The organism is Saprospiraceae bacterium (genome assembly GCA_016712145.1).
In the GTDB taxonomy this organism is placed as follows: domain Bacteria; phylum Bacteroidota; class Bacteroidia; order Chitinophagales; family Saprospiraceae; genus Vicinibacter.
Genome location: JADJRO010000001.1, coordinates 392,658 through 416,007, shown reverse-complemented (window position 1 = coordinate 416,007; position 23,350 = coordinate 392,658). Strand labels below are relative to the sequence as shown.

The following is a 23,350-nucleotide window of genomic DNA, read 5'->3' as shown; positions in this document are numbered from 1 at the left end:
CAAATTTGACACGTCCTCGTTTTGCAATAATCGATATAGAAACTACTGGTGGCATAGCTAAGCGTGACAAAATTACAGAAATTGCTATAATCGTATACCAGGATGATAAAATAATTGATCGATATGAAAGTCTCATCAATCCTGAACGATCCATTCCATTTGAAATTACCCGTATTACCGGAATCACAAATGAAATGGTCGAAAACGCTCCAAAATTTTACGAAATCGCTAAAGAAATATTAATTAAAACGGAAGATTGCATTTTTGTTGCCCATAATGTATTTTTTGATTACAGTTTTATCAAAGAAGAATTTCATCAGTTAGGCTATACATTTTCAAGAAAAAAATTGTGCACTGTCCAACTCAGTAGAAGGTATTTTAAAGGCTTGCGATCTTATAGTCTTGGATCATTAATTACTCACTTTAAAATTGAAGTCAAAAACAGACACCGTGCAATGGATGATACATTAGCTACGCTGGATGTGTTTTGCAGGATTATGAAATGTAGCAATAATCTTGATTCCACCTACAATCCAATTGCTACTTTATTAAGTGAAACAAAAATACCCTCTACCCTAAATAAAAATGATATTGAAAATCTTCCAGAATTTCCTGGAGTGTATCGCATGAAAAACATACAATTTGAGGCGATCTATATTGGGAAAAGCAAAAATATTAAGGAACGTGTTTATCAGCATTTTAATGATACAAGTACCAAAACATTAAAAATGTTAACCGGGGTTCATGCAATTGATTTTACTTTAACCGGGAGTGAACTGTTAGCCTCTTTACTTGAAATTAAAGAAATTAAAGAATTTCAACCTGAAATCAATAGAGCGCTTAGGAAAAAATCTCATGCATATCTCATGACCGTAAGAAGAACTCCTGACAAATTTCCAGTTTTTTCAATTAAAGAACCGGAATGGCTCGATCAGCTAGATGAAGTAATTTACCATTATCCCAGCAAATTATCAGCCAAACAACATCTCGATTTAATTCTGTTTAACCATCAACTTTGCACAAAGATAAATTCACAGAACGCTGAAGGAAAACCATGTAACGGATTTCAAATTGGACAATGCCACGGAGCTTGTGTCGGAAAGGAAAATCTACAAGAATATATTGACCGTTTTAATAAAGCATGCGACGAAGTAAATAAAATTTTTAAGCATGATTTTATTTTACTCACGGAGGGTCCACACTATGATGAATTTGGGGTAGTGCTTGTTGAAGATGGCTTCTGCAGTTTTACAGGTTACCTAAACAAAAATGAAGGGTATAGCGATATTAATTTATTAAAAGAATCTCTTCGGCCTTATCCTGGAAATATTGAATCCAACCGAATTATTGAATTTTATCTTTCCAAAGATAAGCGTATAAAAAAAATTCTACTTTCAAAAAATCAGGATTCAATAAAATAATTGTAAGATTCCCTTTGAAAATTAATAGCAGCAGCTAATACTTCTGTTTTAAAATCCAAATTTTCACTTGGATAGCAAATTTTTCGAGAAATTGTAATTAACAATCCACCCGTAGCATTTCGACCTGTTTTTATTGTATCCTTCAAAACGCCTCCTTGCTCTCCCACTCCAGGTACCAGCAAGAAATGGTCTGGACAAATCTTGCGAATCCTGGTAAATTCCTTAGGATGGGTTGCACCACAGACAAACATTATATTTTTTGAGGCCTCGAGTTGCACAAATTTTTCAATAACTCTTTCAAATAATAAAATACCTTTTGAATCTTCCATAAATTCAAAATCAGCACTTCCTGGATTTGAAGTCAACGCAAGAATAATGCTGTATTTATCTTTGAAATCAAGAAAAGGTTGTAATGAATCCACACCCATATATGGGTGCAAAGTCAAAGCATCTACATTAACTTTATTGAAATAATAATTCGCATACTGCTTTGAAGTATTTCCAATATCAGCCCGTTTAGAATCCGCTATTATGAAACAATCTGGAGGGATCATTTTAATTAGCTTCTCAAACTGTATCCAGCCGTCAACTCCCAAAGCTTCAAAAAAAGCTATATTTATTTTAAAGGCGATTGCTTTTGTATGAGTTAACTCCACAATGTCCTTACAAAAATTATAATAAGGCTCATCTAGATTTTTATAAACAGCTGGCAATTTTGATATATCCGGATCCAAACCTACACATAAAAGACTCCTTTTGAGTTGGATTTGATCAAATAGAAATTCAGAAGATTTAAACATGGTACGTATTAATTTGCCTGGACTACCTGACTCGGAGCATAAATTAAATTCCGAATATCTATTTTTTCCTTCAATTTCAAAATGATCGTTTTAAACAATTCTGAATAATAAGAATCCAATTGAAATGCTTGTCCAATGTCAAAAGATTGACGCATTCCTTGTTTTATTGGAATTTGCCCTAAAAGACTGGAATGTGTTTTTTCTGCAAGCCTTTGGCCGGCTCCTTCTCCAAATATAAAATACTTTTTACCTGGCATGTCATCGGGTTCAAACCAAGACATATTTTCAATAACACCTAAAATTGGAACTTTTATTTGATCCAAAGTAAACATATTAGCCGCTTTAACGGCATCGATATAGGCTATTTCCTGTGGAGTCGTTACCATTACGACACCCGTAAGCGGAATTGTTTGTACAAGTGTAAGCTGTACATCCCCTGTCCCCGGTGGTAAATCAATAATTAAATAATCCAATTCTGGCCAAAGGGTATCAAAGAAAAATTGTTTGATAATAGCCGCTAAACGCGGTCCTCTTAATACAACAGCCTGTTCAGGATCAATAATATTGCCTAAAGAAATAATAGAAATTCCATTTACATCTATAGGTTGCATCTTATGCTTTCCGTCAGATTCAAGCACTTTTGGCTTAAGATCACGGATTCCAAACATGGTTGGAATTGAGGGTCCATATAAATCGGCATCCAACAAACCGACTTTATAGCCTGCAGTTTTAAGAGCAATTGCCAAAAATGCGGAAATACTGGATTTTCCTACCCCTCCTTTTCCAGATCCAACAGCAATAAAATTGGAAATATTTGGAAAATTGGTATTAGGAGCATCCGTCATAGGCAACTGATTCACAAAATGAGCATGCAGTTCAAGATCAGGAAAGAACTTGCCTAAAACCTCATGAATTTCGGCATATAAGCTGTCTTTATGTTTATAACTGGCTGAAGGAAGATAAATCTTAAAATGAAATTGGCCATTTTCCAATCGAATGTCTCTAATCATCCGAAGCTGAACAATACTTCTGCCAGAATCTGGCTCGATAACAACTTGTAATTTTTCAACAATTTCCTGAACTAACTGATTCATATTTAGCACAAAAATAATTCGAATTATACCGGAATGGTCTATTAAAATTAATAAATTTGCAAATCTGTTTTTTATGCGCATCATTTATTATGGGCAAGACCCTTTACCTGCTTTCAAAAATCCTGTATTAACAGTTGGTACCTTTGACGGACTCCATTTAGCGCATAAAAAAATAATAACACAACTTTGTCAATCTGCATCCTTATTAAATGGGGAAAGCATTCTGATTTCATTTTACCCGCACCCGAGAACCGTATTAGATCCAGGTGATCTGCCCGTCGCCTTATTAAACACATTGGAAGAGAAAATTCAACTTCTAAATGGAACGGCTTTGGATTATTTGGTTCTAGTAGATTTTGATTATTCGTTTGCACAAATGTTGCCCGAAGATTATATTGAAAACTTTCTTTTAAAAAATTTTACACCTAAAAAGATTATTGCAGGTTACGATCATCGTTTTGGAAAAGACGGTAAAGGAGATTGTCAACTATTACGTAGCTATGCAGCTAATCATTATTTTGAATTTGATGAAATAAAAGCGCAATACGTTCAGGAATCGAAAGTAAGTTCCACAAAAAATTAGGAATTTAATTCAAGACAAAAAATTCATCAGGCCAATTTGTACTTAGGCTACCCATATCAATTAGAAGGCAAAGTGATATCCGGTGATAAATTAGGACGAAAACTTGGCTACCCAACAGCTAATTTAGAGTTTACAGATTCGTCTAAATTAATTCCACCAAATGGAATTTACGCAGCAAAAGTGCAAGTTGATGGGATACTTTATGATGGGATGCTCTACATTGGCACTAGCGAAACACTTAAAGAATCTGCAAATTCAACGGTTGAAGTTCATTTATTTGAATTTAATAAAGAAATTTATGGCAATTCGATCTGTGTTAAACTGATTGATTTTATTAGAAATGATCAAAAATTTGAAAATTTTGATCAATTAAAACTTCAAATTCAGTCAGATGAACTCGCCACAAAAAAAGCGCTGCTTAGAAATGAATTACATACGGTTCCTTACAGAAATCCAATATTTGCAATTGTAATTCTGAATTTTAATGGTTACCATTTTTTAAAAGAATATTTACCATCCATAGTAAAACACAATACCAGGAACATCCCTTTATATATTATCGATAATAATTCAACAGACGCAAGTTGTGTTTTTTTAGAACACCATTTTCCTGAAATAAAAATCATTAAACTTAAAAAGAACTATGGCTTTGCATCTGGATACAATAAAGGACTTGCTCAAATTGATGCAGATTACTTTATTCTCCTAAACTCGGATGTTATAGTTAAAGATGATTGGATCAGTCCATTAATTTCTGAAATGGAAAGGGATTCAAGCATTCTGATTGCACAGCCAAAAATTTTATCATTGACTGAACCAGAAAAATTTGAATATGCTGGAGCTGCAGGAGGCTATATTGATTTTTTAGGGTATCCATTTTGCAAAGGAAGAATTATTGATTATCTTGAAACTGATACCAATCAATACCAGGAGCTTTCTGAAATATTTTGGGCAAGTGGGGCTGCAATGGTCATTAAATCGGTTGTATTTAAAGCCATGGGAGGCTTTGATGGAGATTATTTTGCCCATCAGGAAGAAATTGACTTGTGCTGGCGGGTAAAACGTTTAGGCGGAAAAATAATTTATGTGCCAAATTCTGTAGTTTATCATTTAGGCGGAGGAACGTTGGATTACGACAATCCAAGAAAAACCTATTTGAATTTCAGAAATAACTTATTTACTATTTTCAAAAACTCGGATTACCTTCAATTACTTTATATTCTACCAATTCGATTTGTATTGGATATGCTAATTGCGATCAGTTATTTACTAAAAGGTAAGTTTAAAATATTTTACAAAATCATACAGGCATATATTGTTGTTATTATTAATACCTTGTATTTAATTCAAAAGAAACAATTTTTGGACAAGCAAATAAGAAATCTAGCGTATGATAAATTTAATCAAAAAGGTATTTTGAAAGCAAGCGTTTTTGTCCAATTCTATTTTTCTGGGAATAAAGAATTTTCAATTATCCCAAAACATTACTTTAAAAATTGATGGCAGCTGCAAATTGTGACATTCTATTTGAAAATGAACATTTGTTAGTTGTCAATAAGCCTTCTGGTTTATTAACAATTCCCGACCGGTATGATCCCAATAAGCCCAATTTATTGAACCTATTGAATGCAAGTCACGACGAAATTTTTATTGTACATCGAATTGATAAAGAAACGAGTGGATTGGTTTTGTTTGCAAAAAACGCGGAAAGTCATCGCTTATTATCATTGCTTTTTGAAAATCATGAAATCCAAAAACGCTATATAAGTTTTACCGAAAACTGCCCTAATCCTGAATCTGGTATCATAAATTTACCCATTGCTCATTCTGTATTTGAAACCGGTAAAATGACGATTCATAAAAATGGAAAACCTTCAATTACATATTATAAAATCCTTGAGTCCTTTAGAAATTTTTGCATGCTTGAGCTGGAGCCTAAAACAGGCAGAACACATCAAATAAGGGTTCATCTAGCTGCCATTTCCTGCCCAATTCTTTGTGATCCACTTTATAGCCAAAGAAGTGAACTATTTATAAAAGACATAAAAAGTCGAGCTAAAATAGCTGATTTTGAACAAGAAAGGCCTCTATTAAGTAGGACTGCACTTCATGCTAATTCACTGGAATTCAGTCTATACGGTCAATTATATCATTTTGAATGCCCTTTGCCAAAAGACTTAAAAGCCTTATTAAATCAATTAAGAAAATGGCAATCTACTCGGAAATTGTAAAAATCTTAAGTAGCTTTGTTTTCCATTTTCAATCATTCCCTCTATTTTTAATCAAAATATTACAATGCACAAAGTTGCCATTGCAGATGACCATGCCATGTTTGTGGATGGCATTGAATCTATATTGAGAGACGAAGAGACCATTAAAGTTGTTGACAGATGCTTTGATGGCAAATCCGTATTTCCAATGTTATCGAAGCAACAAATTGATGTCCTTTTACTTGATATTAACCTTCCAGATATGAGTGGCATTGAAGTTGCAAAGAAAATTAACGCTGATTTTCCCGATGTTAAAATTATCGCTGTTTCGATGTACAATGAAGAGAGTATTGTGTCTGAGATGTTAAACAACGGTGCTCAGGGCTATATTCTTAAAAATACGGGTCGGGCTGAACTGGTCCAGGCTATAGAAACTGTTGCTGCCGGACAAACCTATTTTAGTAAAGATGTAACGGAAACCATTATGGGCGCATTATTAAAAAAACCGACCCATAAGAAAACCAGTACATTTTTAATACCTGAAATTTCAAAACGCGAACTAGAGGTTTTAGCCTTAATCGTGAAGGAATATACCACTCCTGAAATCGCAGAAAAATTATTTATAAGCTTGAAAACTGTTGAATCTCATAGAAGTAGCCTGGTTTCTAAATTAAATGTTAGAAACTCAGCTGGATTGGTACGGGCTGCTCTTGAGTTAAAGTTGGTTGAAAAATAAAATACAATTGAAAAGCATTCTACTGATCCTTTATTTGATGGCTTTGAGTTCAAAAGAAATCACAGCCCAGGACAGCTTAGCCATTCAACAAGATTCTTTTCAAATTTCATTACTTGAACCGGACAATCTCGAAACTGAGATTGAATCAGATATATCTGGACACCGTTACCAGGAAGCGGTTAGCAGTATTTTAAATGCAATTGAGTATTATAAGCAGGAAAACAATCTTGAGAAAGTTTACTATTATCGCTTCCTGCTAGCACGTATTTACCAAATCCTGGGATTCTTTCAAAAAGCGATTAATAGCCTTGAATATTGCCATGTCTATTTTAAACAAGAAGGTCGTGACCTTGACTTGGTGCGAAGTCAACATGCACTTGCTTACGCCTATAAAAAAATGGGCAATACAGATATGGCTTTTTATTTTTTAGGACAATGCGAAAACAAAAAGGCGGATAGCTACAATGAGTTTTGTAAAAATGAACATGGATTAGTAGATGCATATCTATTTTTAAACCGATTGGGATCCCCTGCTTCTCTTAATAATGTATTTAAATATGCTAAATCGATAGGTAACATAGACTTACAAATTAAGGCTTTGGAGGTTTTAGGTGAATATTTTTATATCAATGCCAATTTTAAAAAATCTGAAATTATTTTTAAAAAAGCCTTAGCACTTGTCAAACCCATCAAATATTTTGATTATTGTAAAGAATTTTCCTTTCGTCTTTATGAGTGCAATCACAATGCAGGAGACTTTAAACAATCCTCTGAATACTTGTTAAGCTTTGTAAAATATAACGATACACTTAATGAAATTAAAAATTCGGAATCGCTTTCAAAACTGATTGGGAAGTACGAACAAAAGGAGTTTCAAACAGAAAAAATAGATCTTGAAAAAAGCAAACGACTATTTGAATTAAAAAGTCGTCGTTCGAATTTTACTTTATATAGTTTATTATTTAGCATTGCAGCAATTTTATTAGCCGGTTTTTTTGTGATTTTATTTTATCAACAAAAACTAGAAACCAGCAATATCATTCATGATCAAAGTGCTCAAATTAACAATCAAAAAATTAAGGAGCTGGAAAATAACATGCAGCTCCAGTCGATGCAGTCCATGATTGATGGTCAGGAGTCGGAACGTGAACGCATCGCACAGGATTTACATGACAGCTTAGGCGGTTTGCTCTCAACCATAAAACTTCGTTTTGATAAATTGGTCCATGAGCAAAAAATTACTGGCCAGGAATCCTATACAAAACTGTACGATTTAATTGATACTGCTTGTGATGAAGTACGAAATATCAGCAACGACCTTAAACCAGGCTCCCTTGAAAAACTTGGTTTAATTGAAGCCATCCGAGATTTATTAAATCGATATATACACGAACACGGTCCCAATATTATCTTCCAATATTTCGGTTTTGAAAAGCCGGGAACAATCGATTCCAATATCGCATTAAATATTTACCGGGTTATACAAGAATTGGTCAATAATTCGATCAAACATGCCGATTGTAAAGAGATCTTTGTCCAGTTATCTAAATCCTCCTATGAAATGACGATTTCCGTTGAAGACGACGGAAAAGGGTTTGACGCAGAAACCGTAAAACGGGGAATGGGCCTGGAAAACATCCGAAGTCGCATAAATTACTTAAAAGGCGAGTTTAACATAGAATCGTCTGATAATCAAGGAACTCTGTTTTTAGTTCAAATTCCTATTTAAAAATCAAGCTTAGCGGAATCAGGGTTTACCCTGACTCCAATCAGGGTAAACCCTGATTTTTAAAAATCAGGGTTTACCCTGATGTGCAGCTTATATAATTACTAGACCTTTGTATCATCCAGTTCATTAAAACGTTAATGAATACGGAAGCTTGATTTGAATATTGAAAAATGGAATCCAGTTGAGCAGGACTACCGATCTTACAAATCTTAGGTTTGGTTATATTTGTAAACATGGGACTTTCAGGGATGGTTTAACAAAATCCTTTCTTCGCGCTTCGAACTAATTTCTAAATAATACTTTGAAATTAAAAATATGTAGCGGTGGTCCTCCTCTGGATTATTTAGAGTGTCTCTTTTAATTGTTAAGTAATATAGTTTTGATTTAGAAGTATCTGACTAGTACACCAAAGGCTTTAAGGCATAGGCTTTAAGGCCTTTTTTTATTTCTATCCCAATAAACTAGATACGTTTTCCCAGGAGTCCATACACTCCTTTAATTTTAATTTTTCTCTATCATACTCCTCCATAAGCTTGGCAGCTCCAGCAGATAGATAAAATTCAGGATCTTCCATTTTCTTTTGCATTTCCAATAAACTGGCTTCAAATTTTTCGATATCGCGCTCTAAATTTTGGATTTTTCGTTGTGCTTTCTTTCGTTCATTGTAATCCAGCTCCACTACAGCATTCGATTTATTTTCTCCTTGTTTTACCGGCAAATCATAAACTGTATTCTCTTCAGTTTTCTCTAAATAATAATCAATATCCCCTTCAAATACTGTAATTCCTTTATTTTCAAAAAGAATCGTTTTATCTGCTAACTCTTTTAAAAAATCACGGTCGTGGGAAACGATCAATACTGTACCATCATAATTTTTTAAAGCATCCTTCAACTTTTCTTTGGACGCTAAATCTAAATGGTGTGTAGGTTCATCAAGAATTAATAAATTGTGTTCATTCACAATGAGCTTAGCCAATCGAATTCTTGCTTTCTCCCCTCCCGATAAAACAGCAATTTTTTTCTCAGCTTCCTCTCCTGCAAACCCTAAACCTCCTAGAATTTTTCGAACCTGGGTCCGCATTTCAGGAATTGAATAGTTTTCAACTGTTTCAAGTGCGGTCTCCATTCTGTTTAGGGTGTCTTCTGATTCTTGCGCGTAATAACCAATCTTCACGTTGTGACCAAACTCAATGGTACCCCCCGAAGATTCAAGATCACCAACAATCATTTTAACTAAAGTAGTTTTACCATTTCCATTTGCTCCAATTAAACTGATTTTATGTCCTCGTTCAAGAAAATAATTAATCTGCTTTAAAACTTCTTTGTCTCCAAAGGATTTACTAAGATCTTTAACTTCTAAAACCTTATTGCCACTTTTCTGTGAGCTCTTAAAACGCAATTTGATACTTCCTATTTCTTCTTCAGGCAGTTCCTTTTTATCCATTCTGTTTAATTCAGTAATCAGCGACTGTGCAAATGAGGCTTTGCTCGCTTTGTATCTGAATTTTTCGATCAACATTTCTTTTTGCTGAATTATTTTCTGCTGCGCCTTGTATTCATTTAACTCAATTTGTTTACGTTCGGCACGATATAATTTATAGCTTGAATAATTGCCTTTATAATCATAAATTTTACCTCGATCGATTTCAATGATCCGATTGGCGAGACGATCCATAAAACTCAAATCATGCGAAATGATAATTACTGTACCTTCATATTCTTTTAAGTATTTTTCCAGCCATCTGATAGAAACAATATCCAGGTGATTGTTAGGCTCATCCAGCAATAATAAATCTGGCTTTGACAGAAGCAATTTTGCCAATTCGATACGCATTCGCCACCCACCACTAAACATACTGATTTTACGTTCAAAATCAGCAGCTGTAAAACCAAGTCCTATTAATACTTTTTCAATTTTGCCATCCAGTTTATCAACGTCTAAATGTTCTAAACGTACCCGAATTTCTTCCATCCGATGAATCATGTCCATTAAATCATCGGTATCAGTTTGAGCGTGACTAATTTTGTATTCAAGCTGATCGTATTCCTCTTTTAGGGTAGATATATCTGCAAATGAACTTTTTACTTCATCAAACAATGCTAAGCCCCGATCGGGTGGGAGTTCCTGCTTAAGAATGCCTATACTAACATTTCCAATATATTCTATACTGCCGCCATCAGGCATCAATTCCTTCAACATTAATTTAAACAACGTTGATTTACCGGTACCATTCCGTCCACAAACGGCAAGCTTTTCACCAGCTGAAAGGGTAAAAGAAATTTGATCAAATAAAACTCTTTCCCCAAAAAATAAACTTACATTTTGAAATCGGACCACTTGTTACATTTAATTCATTAATTCATCACCTTCCAATCGACCAATGGCGCTAAAATGATAGCCCATTTGATCCAATATTTCTTTCCAGAGTTGTTCTGGATTTGATTTATACAAATAATTTGGGTCCATATCAGACACGATCCATGCTGGATCTTTCATTTCTTCTTCCAATTGCCCGGCTGACCACCCACTATATCCAATATAAAATCGAATGCTTACTGTTGTAATTAATTTACATTCAATTAAAATTTTTAACTTATCATAATCTCCACTCCAATAAATACCGGGACATATTTCTAGTGAATTGTCAAGAATGTTTCCTGCGGTATGTATAAAATACATACTGTTATTGTCAACAGGTCCACCGTAAAAAACGTCTGCTTCAAATTCTCCAAAATCTTCAGTTAGTTCATTTAATTTTAAACCTGTTTTTCGATTGAGAATAAAACCAACAGTTCCCTCATCTTTATCATGGTCAGCTAGCAAAACTACGGATCGCTTGAAATGGGGATCCAACATAAAGGGTTCTGCAATTAACAGTTTACCAGTTTCAACAGACCGGGATTCAATTCGATGATTCATTACAAACTGCTGATAGGTAATTCCCGATTGATTCGTTTTAAAAATCCACTCAACACCGTGCCATTGCCACCAACCTCATAAAAATTTTGGATCCCATCTGCTATCATGTGATTCATGGTTTGAGTCCAACGAACCGGTGAGGTTAATTGAAGAATTAGATTTTTCTTGATTTTATCTGATTCCAGATACGGAAGTGCATCAACATTCTGATAAATCGGTACGTGCGCATCATTAAAATGCAATTTTTCAATGGCTTCTGCTAATTCAACACGAGCCGGTTCCATTAACGGACTGTGAAAAGCTCCACCAACTGCTAATAGAATAAACCGCTTCGCACCCGCTTCAATCATATTTTTTTCAATAGCCGAAATGCCTGCAATACTTCCAGAAATGACCAATTGGCCCGGACAATTATAATTTGCAGCAACGACAATGTGTTCAGACATTGCTTTGCAAATTTCTTCTATTTTTGAATCCTCTACTCCGACAATAGCAGCCATGGTACCCGGATTGGTTTCACAGGCTTTCTGCATGGCAAATGCACGCAATTGTACCAACTCCAAAGCTGTTTTAAAATCAATCACCTTTGCGGCTACCAGGGCAGAAAATTCTCCTAAAGAATGGCCCGCAACTGCTTTGAATGGTATATGCTCTCCCAGAACAATGGCCTTAATTACTGAATGTAAAAAAACAGACGGCTGTGTAATTTTTGTCTCCTTAAGTTCTTCTTCCGTTCCTTCAAACATTACATCGGTAATTTTATATCCCAGAATGCTGTTTGCTTCATCAAATAATTTCCGCGCAGCTTTATGTGTCTCATAAAGATCTTTTCCCATGCCTTGAAACTGACTGGCTTGTCCCGGAAAAATAAATGCAGTTTTTGTTTCTAAACTCATATAGATTTTGAATGAATCAAGTTTAAAAATTCACTTCGCGTTTCAACATTTCTAAAGATCCCTGTAAACGCAGAAGTGGTTGTAATGGAATTCTGTTTTTGAACTCCACGCATCATCATACACATGTGACGAGCTTCAATTACGATAGCCGCACCAATAGGTTTCATTGTTTTTTGAATACAGTCTAAAATCTCATGTGTAAGGCGTTCCTGCACCTGCAATCTTCGGGAAAAAATATCTACCACTCTGGGCAATTTACTCAATCCTACGATGCAATCCCCTGGAATGTAGGCAATGTGTGCTTTACCAAAAAAAGGCAACAAATGGTGTTCACACAAACTATACAGTTCAATGTCTTTAACAAGGACCATTTCACTGTAGTTTTCTTTAAATAAGGCTGATTTTAAAGCCGCTTCAGCATCCTGGCTATACCCTTGGGTAAAGAATTCCATGGCTTTGGCAGCACGCTCAGGAGTTTTAGCAAGCCCTTCCCTGTTAGCGTCTTCGCCAATTGCTTCCAAAATTGCTTTGTAATGCTCTTTTAAACTATGATTTTTTAAGTCTGTCACGATTCAATAAATAATAATTCCTAAACGGTTATAAATCCTATAAGTTTTGATAAATCCGATTTAAACACCGTTTTATCCTTTATTCTCTGGTTAAAATCGAAAATTATCAATTCAATTTCTAAATACAGCTACTTTTAGCTTGATTTTTATGAATTTTTACTCAAAAATCTATCAGGAGTCCGGTTTTTCAAAATACTGGACCCAAACCATCTTTTGGTTGGTGTTTTACGCCTTAAATTTTTATTTCAGCCCGGATGAAATACCGCTTACCAAGGCCTTACTTTGGTCTGCAGGGAATACATTAATCTTTTTGATTGCCGTAACCATAAATCTTAAAATTTTGCTTCCAAAGTTTATGTTGAGACAATCAATTTTTAGCTATTTGGCATTATTAATTGGTATTTCTCTACTATTAACTCCTTTTATCACACTTTTTAATGTCTGGATCCGGAATGATTATGCCACCCATAATCACAACCCCTTAGTTCAAGCACATTTTCATTTTATAAATCTTGTGATTGTAACCGCATTATCTTCATTGGTACGAATTCCATTGGAATGGCTTAAAATTCAAAGTGAAAAAAATGAGCTCGTCGCTAAAAATATGGAAACGGAATTGCAATCACTTAAAAATCAAATCAATCCGCATTTCTTATTTAATACCTTAAACAATTTATACGCACTGACACTTAAAAAATCTGATTTAGCACCTCAGATCGTTTTGAAACTTTCAGACATGATGCGATATATGTTGTATGAATGCAATGAATCTGAAGTTTACCTGGAAAAAGAATTTCAATACATTGAAAATTACATTGAAATTGAAAAAATAAGACACATTTCAGATAATCAGATTTCATTACATTTTGATCAAGAACTCTATACGAAAAAACTTGCTCCCCTTCTATTAATTCCTTTTGTCGAAAACAGCTTTAAACATGGACTACAAGCCAGCTTGGAAAAGTCATACATAGACATTCAGGCAAAATTAATAAATGGCTCTATCGTATTTAAAGTCACAAATTCCAAACCGCTGCCAACACCGGGACTCAGCTTGTCCGGTAAAACGGGTGGTGTTGGTTTGGCCAATGTAAAAAAACGTCTGGAATTGATTTATCCAGATCGATTTAACTTACAGATTGATGATCAAGCCGATTATTTTTCTGTAACACTTAAAGTAAAATTAAATGAAATACCATATGATAAAGACCTTGATCGTAGATGACGAACCCCTTGCAGTAGAAATACTTGAAACGTATGTCAATCAGATCCCACAATTGGAATTAATTGGCAAATGCTACAATGCTTTAGACGCGAACCGAATATTAAACCAACAAACTATAGACCTGTTACTGGTTGATGTACAAATGCCTCAAATGAATGGCATCGAGCTTATTAAAAGTTTGTTACATCCTCCTAAATTTATTTTTACAACCGCCTATCCTGAATTTGCAGTCGAAGGATTCGAACTCAATGCAGTTGATTATTTACTAAAACCGATTGATTTTAATCGCTTTCTAAAGGCCATCAATAAAATTCCTCAACTCAATAATCCTGAAGAAAAACCAGATTCAAAACCGTACGATAAACAAGATTTCATCTTTGTAAAATCTGATAAAAAACTCATAAAATTAAATTATGATGACATCCTGTATTTTGAAGGATTAAAAGACTATGTGATCATTTATACGGATCAAACGAGAATCATCACCTTGCAAACCATGAAATCACTGGAAGAAAAATTACCCGACCACAGCTTCATCCGGGTTCACCGGTCTTATATTGTCAATATCCATAAAATAGATGCAATTCATTCAAACGATGTGGACATTTATGTAAAAGGACAAGTAAAAGAAATACCAATAGGCAGCAATTATTCTGACAATGTAAATCGCATGATAAATCTTAAGAAGATTTAATTCCTGATGTTAAATGCTTACCACCTAAAATAAACAAGCCCCTTACGGGGCTTATTTATTCTAACAATTTTAGATTAAAACTGGTTATATAAAAACAGGGATTATCTGATAATTTCGATCTTTTTAGTGATCGGTCCTAAATTGGTTTCAACCTTCAGCAAATATAAGCCATTTTGCAATTCCTGTAAATCTAAAAGCTGATGTTTTTTATCAACAAGCTGAATATTTTTTAACATAGTTCCGTCCAGTGAAAAAACAGTTACAGATTTTAATTCATTGCTGCCATTTAAATGCATATTTAAATAATCAGTTGCCGGATTTGGATAGACTACCAAATCATTTGGATTAAGAACATGCTGGTTTGTATTTTTTGTGATATCCAGATATGCAATATGATCATCTAATTTCACATAATTACCATCTGAATTGAGCACTAATATATTGGAAATGTAAAATGGGATGTGGTAAATGTCATGATCTTTACGGAAGCCATTCAAATCATCTTCAACTATAAATGAAAGTACCTCAACACCTCCGCGACCGCTTACTTTTTTACCGTTTGAGCGAACAAAACCACTTTCGAGGCGTCCGTTCCAGGGTTTTTTGTACATGTGCATCAAGGCACTGTTTAAAGTGGCCCATCCCTGTTCGTAAAAATCAACCCGTAAACTGGCTTCATCGACCACGTCTACATTATAGTCTAAATCATACGAGTAGCCTCCTAAATTGATTACCGGATTGGATGCATCGCCTAACTGGACTTCAAAAAATGCCCGTTGACCGATTTGCACACCCGGATTGAGTAACTTAAGTTTAAATGGAAAATCACCTCGATCGTAAATGGGTTTTGCTACCAGAGAATGTTGCTTTTTATAAAAACCGGAAATGCTAACGGTATCTGAACAGTTTACCAGTCCATTGCCATCGGTATCTGCGTGCTTGTAATTAACGTCAGAAGATGGCATCAAACCATTCCAATCTGAGGACTGAATGGCTCTAAATTCTGTTGGAGCACCAGTAGGTCTGGTACTACCGTTCATACCCAGGTGATAGCCAACTTGAAGAAAATCCTTCATGCTGACTTCCCCATCCAAATTCACATCGCCGGGCCAAACGCAATCTCCAGCACATTGGTACTCGCATTTATTTCGCTCCCCCTGATATATGTCTTTTATTTCTATAGCACACTGAACTTCAACGCATTGATTTGTATTTGGAATGCAATAGCTGAGTTGGATGTTGTCGTTGCCTGCGTAATTGCGAGGAGGAAAATAGATCAATAAATTATAACCCGAAACCGTATCTCTACAAGTAGTTGTCGGACTGATGGTATATTCCAAAGCTACCGTATCATAGCCGGGATAATATTTTACAAAAGTTGAATCTTGTGGACTGATTTTAAAGTTATAGGCATCAATAGGGATGGAATAACTAAAAACCAAGGGCACATTCTTGAAGGTATTAAAATGGTAATCCGTACGAGTATCCGGTTGCCAGTTACCAACAAATAACTTGACTTCGCCGTACTCACACAAACCCTGTGGACACACTTTGTAAATAAATGTTTGTACGCCCTCATAGCCTGGTTCGGGAGTGTATTTAAAATCGCCTTTTGTATTTAATGAATCTAAAGTACCTCTGGAAGGCCGCTGAGAGATTAAAAATGGATAATCATCTGTAATATCATTAAGAGCTACATTGAATGTAACAGCGGTATCTTTTGGAGTAAAAACAACGTCATCAACGGTAATCTTGCTGGGCGTTTTGAGGTTATAGACCTCCATAATCACGGTGCGGTGCAAATTAGCCTTTGTTAAAACGAAGGTATCGTTGCCCACAAAACTTGAATAGGGTTTATATGAAACTACTTGAGCATTAACGATATCTAGTGTGCCTTTTTTAGGCTGAGTAGTTATAGAAAAACCAGGTAGCGGAAAAGAAACTAATTTAAGTGTTGCTTTTGGAGTACCCAACAACAAGGTGTCACTGTTTAAATTATTAGTATCAACAACGGTAACTACAATGCTGCTTTCATTGCAGGTATTAAAGGTATCACAGACTGTATAACTGATATAGCCAACTCCAACGGAATCTGTTATGGGTTTAAAACGAATGGTAAATGGGTCCGGTCTGGAAGCAATCAATCGGCTGGATGCTGTGATTGCAGTTATTCTCAAATAATCAGTTGCTGGTGAACCAATCGAACTGATGTCATTCGCCAATGGATACACATCCTGATTGCCATCATTTTTATAAGCAACATACGCATCAGATACTAAGTCTATGGTTGAATTGCTTACGATAAACACAAAACTCAAATACTTAATCCGGCCATAGTAATCCTTATATTTGGTAACTGCTGTATCCCGACCTATAAAGCCTGTATAGGCTTCATACTTAACTTCCGGGTCACTTTTGGTGCCCAATAAAGAAATTAAACCATGTTTGGTGGAATCCTGAACAACCCGGTCTTTTTGGTAGGTATTGGGAAGGTAACTTACAGAGCTGTTTCTTAGTAGTTTAAACACTAAATAAGGCCCATCAACCTCTTGCGCTTTTATTGCAAAAGACAATAAAAACAAAATCAGAATTGTGTAAGTCCTGTTTTTTGTCATAATAACCAGTATCACAAAAGTAAACCATTATCCGATATTTCAAAGCATTATATACAAATTATTTTTATTCGTATATGATTTAATTTCAATATGATCTATATGCTATTATATATCAAATGATTATAAATTCTATTTATATATTATATATTGTATGGAATTAATAAAATTTAATCCTAGTAATTGCGCTCAAAATTTATATATTAAAACAAGGCATAAAGCAAGTGCGTTGCCTATAAATTCATCATAAATTGCTTAATTATTAGTCAAGAATTTGTATTATTTTAGTCCTTCATTTTTAATCAACACTATGAATGATTCTAAATTTTATAGATTTCTTAAAACACTCAATAACAAAGAGTTACGCAAATTTAGAAAATACCTTGAATCCCCATATTTTAACACCAACCAAACGTTACTGGCACTCTATTCAGTTTTTGAAACTCATTTATTGGATGAAAAAAGTAGTCCCTTGCAAAAAGAAATCGTTTGGGACTTAATCTTCCCAAATGAATCGTTTGATTATGATCGACTACGTAAACTCTTACACCTACTGATGGTACTCGGAGAAGATTTCCTTGCCCAATTGGCCTACGATGACAATTCAGCGCATCGGGTCCATTATCTCTTGCAAATGCTGCATCGCAAAGAAATGGATGAATTCATACACAGCACCATTCAATCCGGTTTAACTATTTTAAAAAAGAAAACAACCGAAATGGCACGTACTACTACGATCTCTATTCCATTGAAAAATACAAGTATATTTTGGAAAACATTGAATCGGCTCGGGTAAAAAAACTAAATATTCAAAAATTAAATATATCAGAAATAGATGGCCATCTAAATCATTTTTACTTTTCAGAAAAGTTAAAATATTATTGTTTGTTATTGAGTTGGAGCAAAATGACTAAAATCGATTTAAATGTAATTTTAATTCCAGAAATTGTTAGAGAAATTAAAAATAGTAATTTTATAAATATTCCTGCAATAGCAATTTATTATCAAATATTTCTAACATATATCGAACCTGCTGACGAAACCCATTTTTTTAATCTTAGAGATCTAATTAAAAATCATCTACATTTATTTCCACCTGAAGAAGCAAGAGATATTATGAATTCTGCAATAAATTACACAATTCAAAAACAAAATCAGGGTCAATTAAAATACAGCAAAGAAAATTTTGAATTATGGAAACAAGGGTTAGAAAATCAATCAGTTTTAATAAATGGAGAACTATCGCCTTGGGCCTTTAAAAATATCATCACTCTTGCCTTAAGATTAAATGAATTTAATTGGACTGAAGACTTTATCAATTCATTTAAAACAAAGATCAATAAAGAATATCGCGAAAATGCAATTAACTACAATCTCGCCTCTTTATATTTTTATAAAAATGAATACAATAAGGCTATTCCATTGCTCCAACAAGTTCAATTTGATGAGGTGACTTATGGTTTAGGAGCAAAATCCTTACTTTTAGCATGTTACTATGAATTAGATGAATATGATGCCTTACAATCATTTTATGATAGCTTTAAGTTATTTGTTAATAGAAACAAAAGCATTACCGAAGAAAGAAAAATCAGCTACTTACAATTAATTAAATTAACAAAAAAACTAACAGAAAACAATGATAATAAACTTAAATTAACTCAACTTAAAAAAGAAATTCTTGAGTCGCAAGCAACCAGCAAATCCTGGCTACTTGAAAAAGTTGATGAACTTTTAAATTAATATCCATATAAAAAGAGTCTCCGGAAAAAATCCAGAGACTCCTTCCGGTTGCTTAAAATCCACTTATATCGTCCTCTACAATAAATTGCAGTGTACGATCTGGAAATGAAATGGTGAGCTCCGTGCAAAGATCACCACACCCGTTAAAAACTGCAGTTCCAGAAATGTTGTTCATGCCTTGTTGAACCTGGACAACATTTGGAGATTGCAAGCTTACCGCAGATAAGCTTACTCCATAGGAACTTGCTACATAAGCAATCACCTGGTTTGTACCAGACAACCATGTAGCAGCTGTCAACACCAAACTAACCAGTAAGATGCTGACGAAAGTCAAACTAAACTTTCTCATAAAACAAAAATTAAAAAAATAAAAAATAGGGTTTACCTAAATAAAGGAGTTTTTCTTGCACGCAAAAAACTCATAGCAGCTTGACTTGAAAAGAATATATAATAACAACGGTAATTAATATTTAAAAGTTTCAGAAATTAATAAAAATATTAAAATTTTATTTTTCTGAAACTACACTAAATTTAGAAAGACACTTTGTTCTGGCATCCTGATGATTTACTATTGGAGGAAGGTATTTTTGCTTTGTAAATTCCGGAACCCATTTTTTAATAAATTTAAAATCCGGATCAAATCGCTGTTGTTGTAGTTCGGGATTAAAGATTCGAAAATAAGGCGCAGCATCGGTGCCACAACCTGCAGCCCATTGCCAGCCTCCGTTGTTACTGGCCAGATCAAAGTCCAGTAATTTTTCTGCAAAGTAGGTCTCTCCCCAACGCCAGTCGATCAGCAAATGTTTTACTAAAAAACTCGCTGTAATCATTCTCAAACGATTGTGCATAAATCCGGTTTGATTGAGTTGTCGCATTCCGGCATCTACCATAGGATATCCGGTTTTGCCTTCACACCAGGCTTTAAATAACTGCTCATTGTTTTCCCATTCAATGCGGTTGTATGCCGGTTTAAAACAAGAAAATTCTACATAGGGAAATGCCTGTAAGATCATAGAATAAAAATCTCTCCAGAGTAATTCACTGAAATAGATCGGACTTAATGCATACGCTGCTTTTGCTTTTTGCCTAATACTGATTGTACCAAATCTAAAATGAATGCCAAGTTGGGATGTAGCATTTTCATATGGAAAATCGCGTTTCTCGGCATAGTTATTAATTAAGGATTGCTTCGTCTGCTGATCCGGAAATTGGATTGTTGTTGGTGTAAAACCGATTTCTCCAAATGAAAGCATTGGATTTGGTGCACAGGTCCAAAAACCAGAAGGATCGTTGCAATCATGCGGTGTAAATAGCTTGTCAGGACCCACTAACTCAATCTGCTTGAGTATTTTATTTTTATATGCAGTAAAAACGGTATAGGGGCTCCCATCTTCTTTAAGGCATTCGTCTTTTTCAAATAGCACCTGGTCTTTGTAACTAAAACATTGCACATTTTTACTTTGTGCTAATTCATGTATGCGTGCATCGCGTTGCAATGCATAAGATTCATAGTCTCTGTTATAGAATAATTGTTTGATGGGATAGGCTTCAAACAGGATATTCCATATATGATCCGGCGTTCCATAAAATACCAAAAGATCGGAACCCAATGCCTGTAATTCCTGCTTTAAAGACTTGATTTGCTTGTATATAAACGATACACGGGCATCTGATGTATTACTCAATTTTGATAAAATAGTCTCATCAAATATGAAAATGGGAATTACAGGAAAACCACTGTTTAGAGCTTTAGAAAGGCCATGATTGTCCTGTAACCGCAAATCCCTGCGAAACCAAAATGCCGCATAATTCATTTATGTTCAACACGTTCCGGCAAATTTCGTTCAAAATAAATGTTAATCATTCTGACGACCTACAAGCAATGATAGCAACTGATTACCTTTGTATTAAAGCGCAGATATGAAGTTTCTTTATTATATGATTCCGGTAGTCCTTTTAGGGTTTTTTGCCTGCAAGTCAAATCAGAAATTTGATGCAGAGAAAATCGGCAAGCTAGAAGCTGATTTTAATTCAAGCCCTACGGATACCACCTATGATAAATTGATTACTGCCTATCTTGAAATCATGCAGGAGCATAAAGACGAACCCGCATTGATTGAAGATTTACTTTCTAAATGTTCGGCAGCCAGCATCAAAATGAACAATTGCCGTCAGACCGTAATCTTTCTAAACAATCTGATTAAAAATCATTATGCACGCAAAGACACTCCAGACAATATTGTAAAAATGATTGAGTGCCTTAGAAACATAGGCAAGAATGAAGCAGCCGATATTCTGACGCTCTGTTTTGGACAAGCTTTTCCGGGAGATAACCGAAAAGTAGAGCTTGAAGCCAAACTGCAAAACAACAAACTCCTGAAGAATATTTAGTCGATTTGGCTAAATCCATTTTCCCTGATACGCTTAATACCTATGACAAAGAAAAAGCATTTAATTACGTAGATGCTTGCGAAGCCTATGCCCTAGTTTTGCCAAACAGCGACAAGTCACCTGAGTTTTTATTTAGTGCTGCTCAAACTTCTAAATTATTGACCACGTATGACAAATGCTTAAGTTTATTTGACTGGATTGTTGAGAAATACCCGAAACATGCCAAAGCTGAAAACGCTTGTTTTATGAAGGGTTTTCTATTCGACAATGATTTAAAAGACACCGCCACTGCACGTAAATTTTACCTTGAATTCATCACAAAATATCCAAAAAGTGAATTTGTGGATGATGCCCAAATGTTGATTCAAAATCTTGGTAAATCTGAAGAACAGATTTTAGATGAACTTCAAAAAAAGAATGCGAAATAATTCAAAACGACCAATTTGTTTTGTCTATTCCGTAAGAATTAATTTTGGTTGAATAAATTTTGCCTGCCAGGAATCTTTTAAGGGTTTTAGCCAGCTTTTTTGAAAACTTAATTTATCACTTACCAGATTATCAAAAAACAAGGTATCCTGATTTATTTCTAATGGAATTTCCTGGTTTTGCAATGCCATACGACTGATCGTTTTGACTTCGCTGTCTTTTAAATAATAAAATAGGTTTCTATTAAAAAAATCGAGTTGATATTCTGCTCCCAGGTTTTGTATAAATCGGACGGAAGAATCGATGCTGCAACCTCCGGGTTGATTTACTTGCTGATCAACAATCAATACGAGAAAATAAGCGTGCAACAAGCCCCCTGTAGCGCGTAAAGCTTTTTGATGGCTAATCCAATCTTGGGAAAACAGATATATTTTATTGTTTAATTCCCAAATTAAAGATTCCGGGATTTTTCGATCCGATCCATAGACCCAAACACGTGAATAGTCAGGAAATGAGATTAAGTCCATCATTGTTGCTTTTGATTTTGGAGTATAAGTTCTGCAAGATCGTAAACCATTACTTGATCCTGTGCATTTTTTTCTTTAATACCATCCTGAAGCATGGTGATGCAAAACGGACAATTGGCTACGACAACGTGCGAATTGGTATTGATAACTTCTTCAGCCCGTTCGGTATTTATCCGTTTAACTCCATGTTCTTCTTCTTTAAACATTTGAGCACCTCCTGCCCCGCAGCAAAGACCATTTTGCTTTGCCCGTTTCATTTCTACCAACTCGTGTTTCAACGAATTGATTATAGATCTTGGAGCCTGATAGACACCATTAATCCTTCCTAAATAACAAGAATCGTGGTAGGTAATTTTTTGACCTTCCTGTTCTTGTATCACAATTCTATTTTCTTTAATTAACAAATCTAAAAACTCTGAATAATGGATCACATCAAATTTGCCTCCCAAAGCGGGGTATTCATTTTTTAAAGTATTAAAACAATGTGGGCACGTGCACACAATCTTTTGAATACCATAATTTGTTAGCGTCTCAATATTTTGTTGCGCGAGCATTTGGAACAACAATTCATTTCCTGCTCTTCGGGCTGGGTCCCCTGTACATTTTTCTTCTTCTCCCAAAATGGCATAGGACTGACCGATATTATTTAGGATTTCACAAAATGCCCGTGTAATTTTTTGAGCCCTGGCATCATAATTTCCCGCACAACCAACCCAAAATAGAATTTCCGGTTTTTTACCTTCTGCATGCAATTCGCTAAGTATTGGTATTTTCATT

At 34.8% G+C, this 23,350-nt stretch carries 23 protein-coding genes; 12 read left to right on the top strand and 11 right to left on the bottom strand.

Going from position 1 to position 23,350, the window contains the following annotated elements:
* The first annotated feature begins 5 nt into the window (after positions 1 to 5).
* Positions 6 to 1,421 carry a GIY-YIG nuclease family protein gene (locus tag IPK91_01765; GenBank protein ID MBK8296019.1) on the top strand — a complete coding sequence of 472 codons (1,416 nt, stop codon included), beginning with the start codon at positions 6 to 8 and terminating at the stop codon, positions 1,419 to 1,421.
* Here IPK91_01765 and pyrF read toward each other — a convergent pair.
* The gene (pyrF, locus tag IPK91_01760; protein ID MBK8296018.1) at positions 1,403 to 2,221 is read right to left on the bottom strand and encodes an orotidine-5'-phosphate decarboxylase; all 819 of its coding nucleotides are present in this window, start codon (positions 2,219 to 2,221) and stop codon (positions 1,403 to 1,405) included. The genes IPK91_01765 and pyrF overlap by 19 nt on opposite strands.
* Positions 2,222 to 2,229: 8 nt before the next feature.
* Complete coding sequence (locus IPK91_01755; protein MBK8296017.1) at positions 2,230 to 3,315, bottom strand: Mrp/NBP35 family ATP-binding protein; 1,086 nt, start codon at positions 3,313 to 3,315, stop codon at positions 2,230 to 2,232.
* A gap of 73 nt (positions 3,316 to 3,388) precedes the next feature.
* Between IPK91_01755 and IPK91_01750 the strand changes: the two genes are divergently transcribed.
* The 5 genes from IPK91_01750 (at position 3,389) to IPK91_01730 (ending at position 8,573) form a co-directional block, all read left to right on the top strand.
* Positions 3,389 to 3,898: a hypothetical protein gene (locus IPK91_01750; GenBank protein ID MBK8296016.1), complete on the top strand. Its 510-nt coding sequence runs from the start codon at positions 3,389 to 3,391 to the stop codon at positions 3,896 to 3,898.
* Positions 3,899 to 3,934: 36 nt separating this feature from the next.
* Positions 3,935 to 5,398 carry a glycosyltransferase gene (locus tag IPK91_01745; protein MBK8296015.1) on the top strand — a complete coding sequence of 488 codons (1,464 nt, stop codon included), beginning with the start codon at positions 3,935 to 3,937 and terminating at the stop codon, positions 5,396 to 5,398.
* Positions 5,398 to 6,129, top strand: a complete 732-nt coding sequence (locus IPK91_01740) for an RluA family pseudouridine synthase (GenBank protein ID MBK8296014.1) — start codon at positions 5,398 to 5,400, stop codon at positions 6,127 to 6,129. Before IPK91_01745 ends, IPK91_01740 begins: the two co-directional genes overlap by 1 nt.
* Positions 6,130 to 6,193: 64 nt before the next feature.
* Positions 6,194 to 6,844, top strand: a complete 651-nt coding sequence (locus IPK91_01735; GenBank protein ID MBK8296013.1) for a response regulator transcription factor — start codon at positions 6,194 to 6,196, stop codon at positions 6,842 to 6,844.
* Between the two features lie 7 nt (positions 6,845 to 6,851).
* Positions 6,852 to 8,573, top strand: coding sequence for a sensor histidine kinase (locus tag IPK91_01730; GenBank protein MBK8296012.1), 1,722 nt, complete (start codon positions 6,852 to 6,854; stop codon positions 8,571 to 8,573).
* A gap of 448 nt (positions 8,574 to 9,021) precedes the next feature.
* Here the strand turns inward: IPK91_01730 and IPK91_01725 are convergent, their stop codons facing one another.
* Genes IPK91_01725 through folE form a run of 4 tightly spaced genes read right to left on the bottom strand, consistent with a single transcriptional unit; the run spans position 9,022 to position 12,961 of the window.
* A complete protein-coding gene (locus IPK91_01725; protein MBK8296011.1) occupies positions 9,022 to 10,911 on the bottom strand; it encodes an ABC-F family ATP-binding cassette domain-containing protein in 1,890 nt (629 codons plus the stop codon).
* 9 nt (positions 10,912 to 10,920) lie between these two features.
* Positions 10,921 to 11,493, bottom strand: a complete 573-nt coding sequence (locus tag IPK91_01720) for a YqgE/AlgH family protein (protein MBK8296010.1) — start codon at positions 11,491 to 11,493, stop codon at positions 10,921 to 10,923.
* Positions 11,493 to 12,389: an ACP S-malonyltransferase gene (fabD, locus tag IPK91_01715; GenBank protein ID MBK8296009.1), complete on the bottom strand. Its 897-nt coding sequence runs from the start codon at positions 12,387 to 12,389 to the stop codon at positions 11,493 to 11,495. The genes IPK91_01720 and fabD overlap by 1 nt, the downstream gene beginning before the upstream one ends.
* Positions 12,386 to 12,961 (bottom strand): GTP cyclohydrolase I FolE, encoded by a 576-nt coding sequence (folE, locus tag IPK91_01710; GenBank protein MBK8296008.1) that lies wholly within the window; start codon positions 12,959 to 12,961, stop codon positions 12,386 to 12,388. The genes fabD and folE overlap by 4 nt, the downstream gene beginning before the upstream one ends.
* Positions 12,962 to 13,106: 145 nt before the next feature.
* On the opposite strand from folE, the gene IPK91_01705 reads away from it, so the two are divergent.
* Together IPK91_01705 and IPK91_01700 are read left to right on the top strand one after the other, a co-directional pair.
* Complete coding sequence (locus IPK91_01705; protein MBK8296007.1) at positions 13,107 to 14,183, top strand: histidine kinase; 1,077 nt, start codon at positions 13,107 to 13,109, stop codon at positions 14,181 to 14,183.
* A complete protein-coding gene (locus tag IPK91_01700; protein MBK8296006.1) occupies positions 14,158 to 14,877 on the top strand; it encodes a response regulator transcription factor in 720 nt (239 codons plus the stop codon). Before IPK91_01705 ends, IPK91_01700 begins: the two co-directional genes overlap by 26 nt.
* Before the next feature lie 101 nt (positions 14,878 to 14,978).
* Here the strand turns inward: IPK91_01700 and IPK91_01695 are convergent, their stop codons facing one another.
* On the bottom strand, positions 14,979 to 17,492 hold the full coding sequence (locus IPK91_01695; GenBank protein ID MBK8296005.1) for a T9SS type A sorting domain-containing protein: 2,514 nt from the start codon (positions 17,490 to 17,492) through the stop codon (positions 14,979 to 14,981).
* 307 nt (positions 17,493 to 17,799) lie between these two features.
* Between IPK91_01695 and IPK91_01690 the strand changes: the two genes are divergently transcribed.
* Together IPK91_01690 and IPK91_01685 are read left to right on the top strand one after the other, a co-directional pair.
* Positions 17,800 to 18,285 carry a hypothetical protein gene (locus IPK91_01690; protein MBK8296004.1) on the top strand — a complete coding sequence of 162 codons (486 nt, stop codon included), beginning with the start codon at positions 17,800 to 17,802 and terminating at the stop codon, positions 18,283 to 18,285.
* Positions 18,286 to 18,395: 110 nt separating this feature from the next.
* Positions 18,396 to 19,229 (top strand): hypothetical protein, encoded by an 834-nt coding sequence (locus IPK91_01685; protein MBK8296003.1) that lies wholly within the window; start codon positions 18,396 to 18,398, stop codon positions 19,227 to 19,229.
* A gap of 52 nt (positions 19,230 to 19,281) precedes the next feature.
* Here the strand turns inward: IPK91_01685 and IPK91_01680 are convergent, their stop codons facing one another.
* Both IPK91_01680 and IPK91_01675 read right to left on the bottom strand, forming a co-directional pair.
* Positions 19,282 to 19,578 carry a hypothetical protein gene (locus tag IPK91_01680; protein MBK8296002.1) on the bottom strand — a complete coding sequence of 99 codons (297 nt, stop codon included), beginning with the start codon at positions 19,576 to 19,578 and terminating at the stop codon, positions 19,282 to 19,284.
* Between the two features lie 157 nt (positions 19,579 to 19,735).
* Positions 19,736 to 21,043, bottom strand: coding sequence for a deoxyribodipyrimidine photo-lyase (locus IPK91_01675; GenBank protein MBK8296001.1), 1,308 nt, complete (start codon positions 21,041 to 21,043; stop codon positions 19,736 to 19,738).
* 106 nt (positions 21,044 to 21,149) lie between these two features.
* Between IPK91_01675 and IPK91_01670 the strand changes: the two genes are divergently transcribed.
* Positions 21,150 to 21,620 (top strand): hypothetical protein, encoded by a 471-nt coding sequence (locus tag IPK91_01670; protein MBK8296000.1) that lies wholly within the window; start codon positions 21,150 to 21,152, stop codon positions 21,618 to 21,620.
* 5 nt (positions 21,621 to 21,625) lie between these two features.
* On the top strand, positions 21,626 to 22,048 hold the full coding sequence (locus tag IPK91_01665; protein MBK8295999.1) for a hypothetical protein: 423 nt from the start codon (positions 21,626 to 21,628) through the stop codon (positions 22,046 to 22,048).
* A 24-nt stretch (positions 22,049 to 22,072) separates the two neighbouring features.
* Here the strand turns inward: IPK91_01665 and IPK91_01660 are convergent, their stop codons facing one another.
* Both IPK91_01660 and IPK91_01655 read right to left on the bottom strand, forming a co-directional pair.
* Positions 22,073 to 22,576 (bottom strand): hypothetical protein, encoded by a 504-nt coding sequence (locus IPK91_01660; protein MBK8295998.1) that lies wholly within the window; start codon positions 22,574 to 22,576, stop codon positions 22,073 to 22,075.
* Positions 22,573 to 23,349: a (Fe-S)-binding protein gene (locus IPK91_01655; protein MBK8295997.1), complete on the bottom strand. Its 777-nt coding sequence runs from the start codon at positions 23,347 to 23,349 to the stop codon at positions 22,573 to 22,575. The genes IPK91_01660 and IPK91_01655 overlap by 4 nt, the downstream gene beginning before the upstream one ends.
* Position 23,350: the final 1 nt, after the last annotated feature.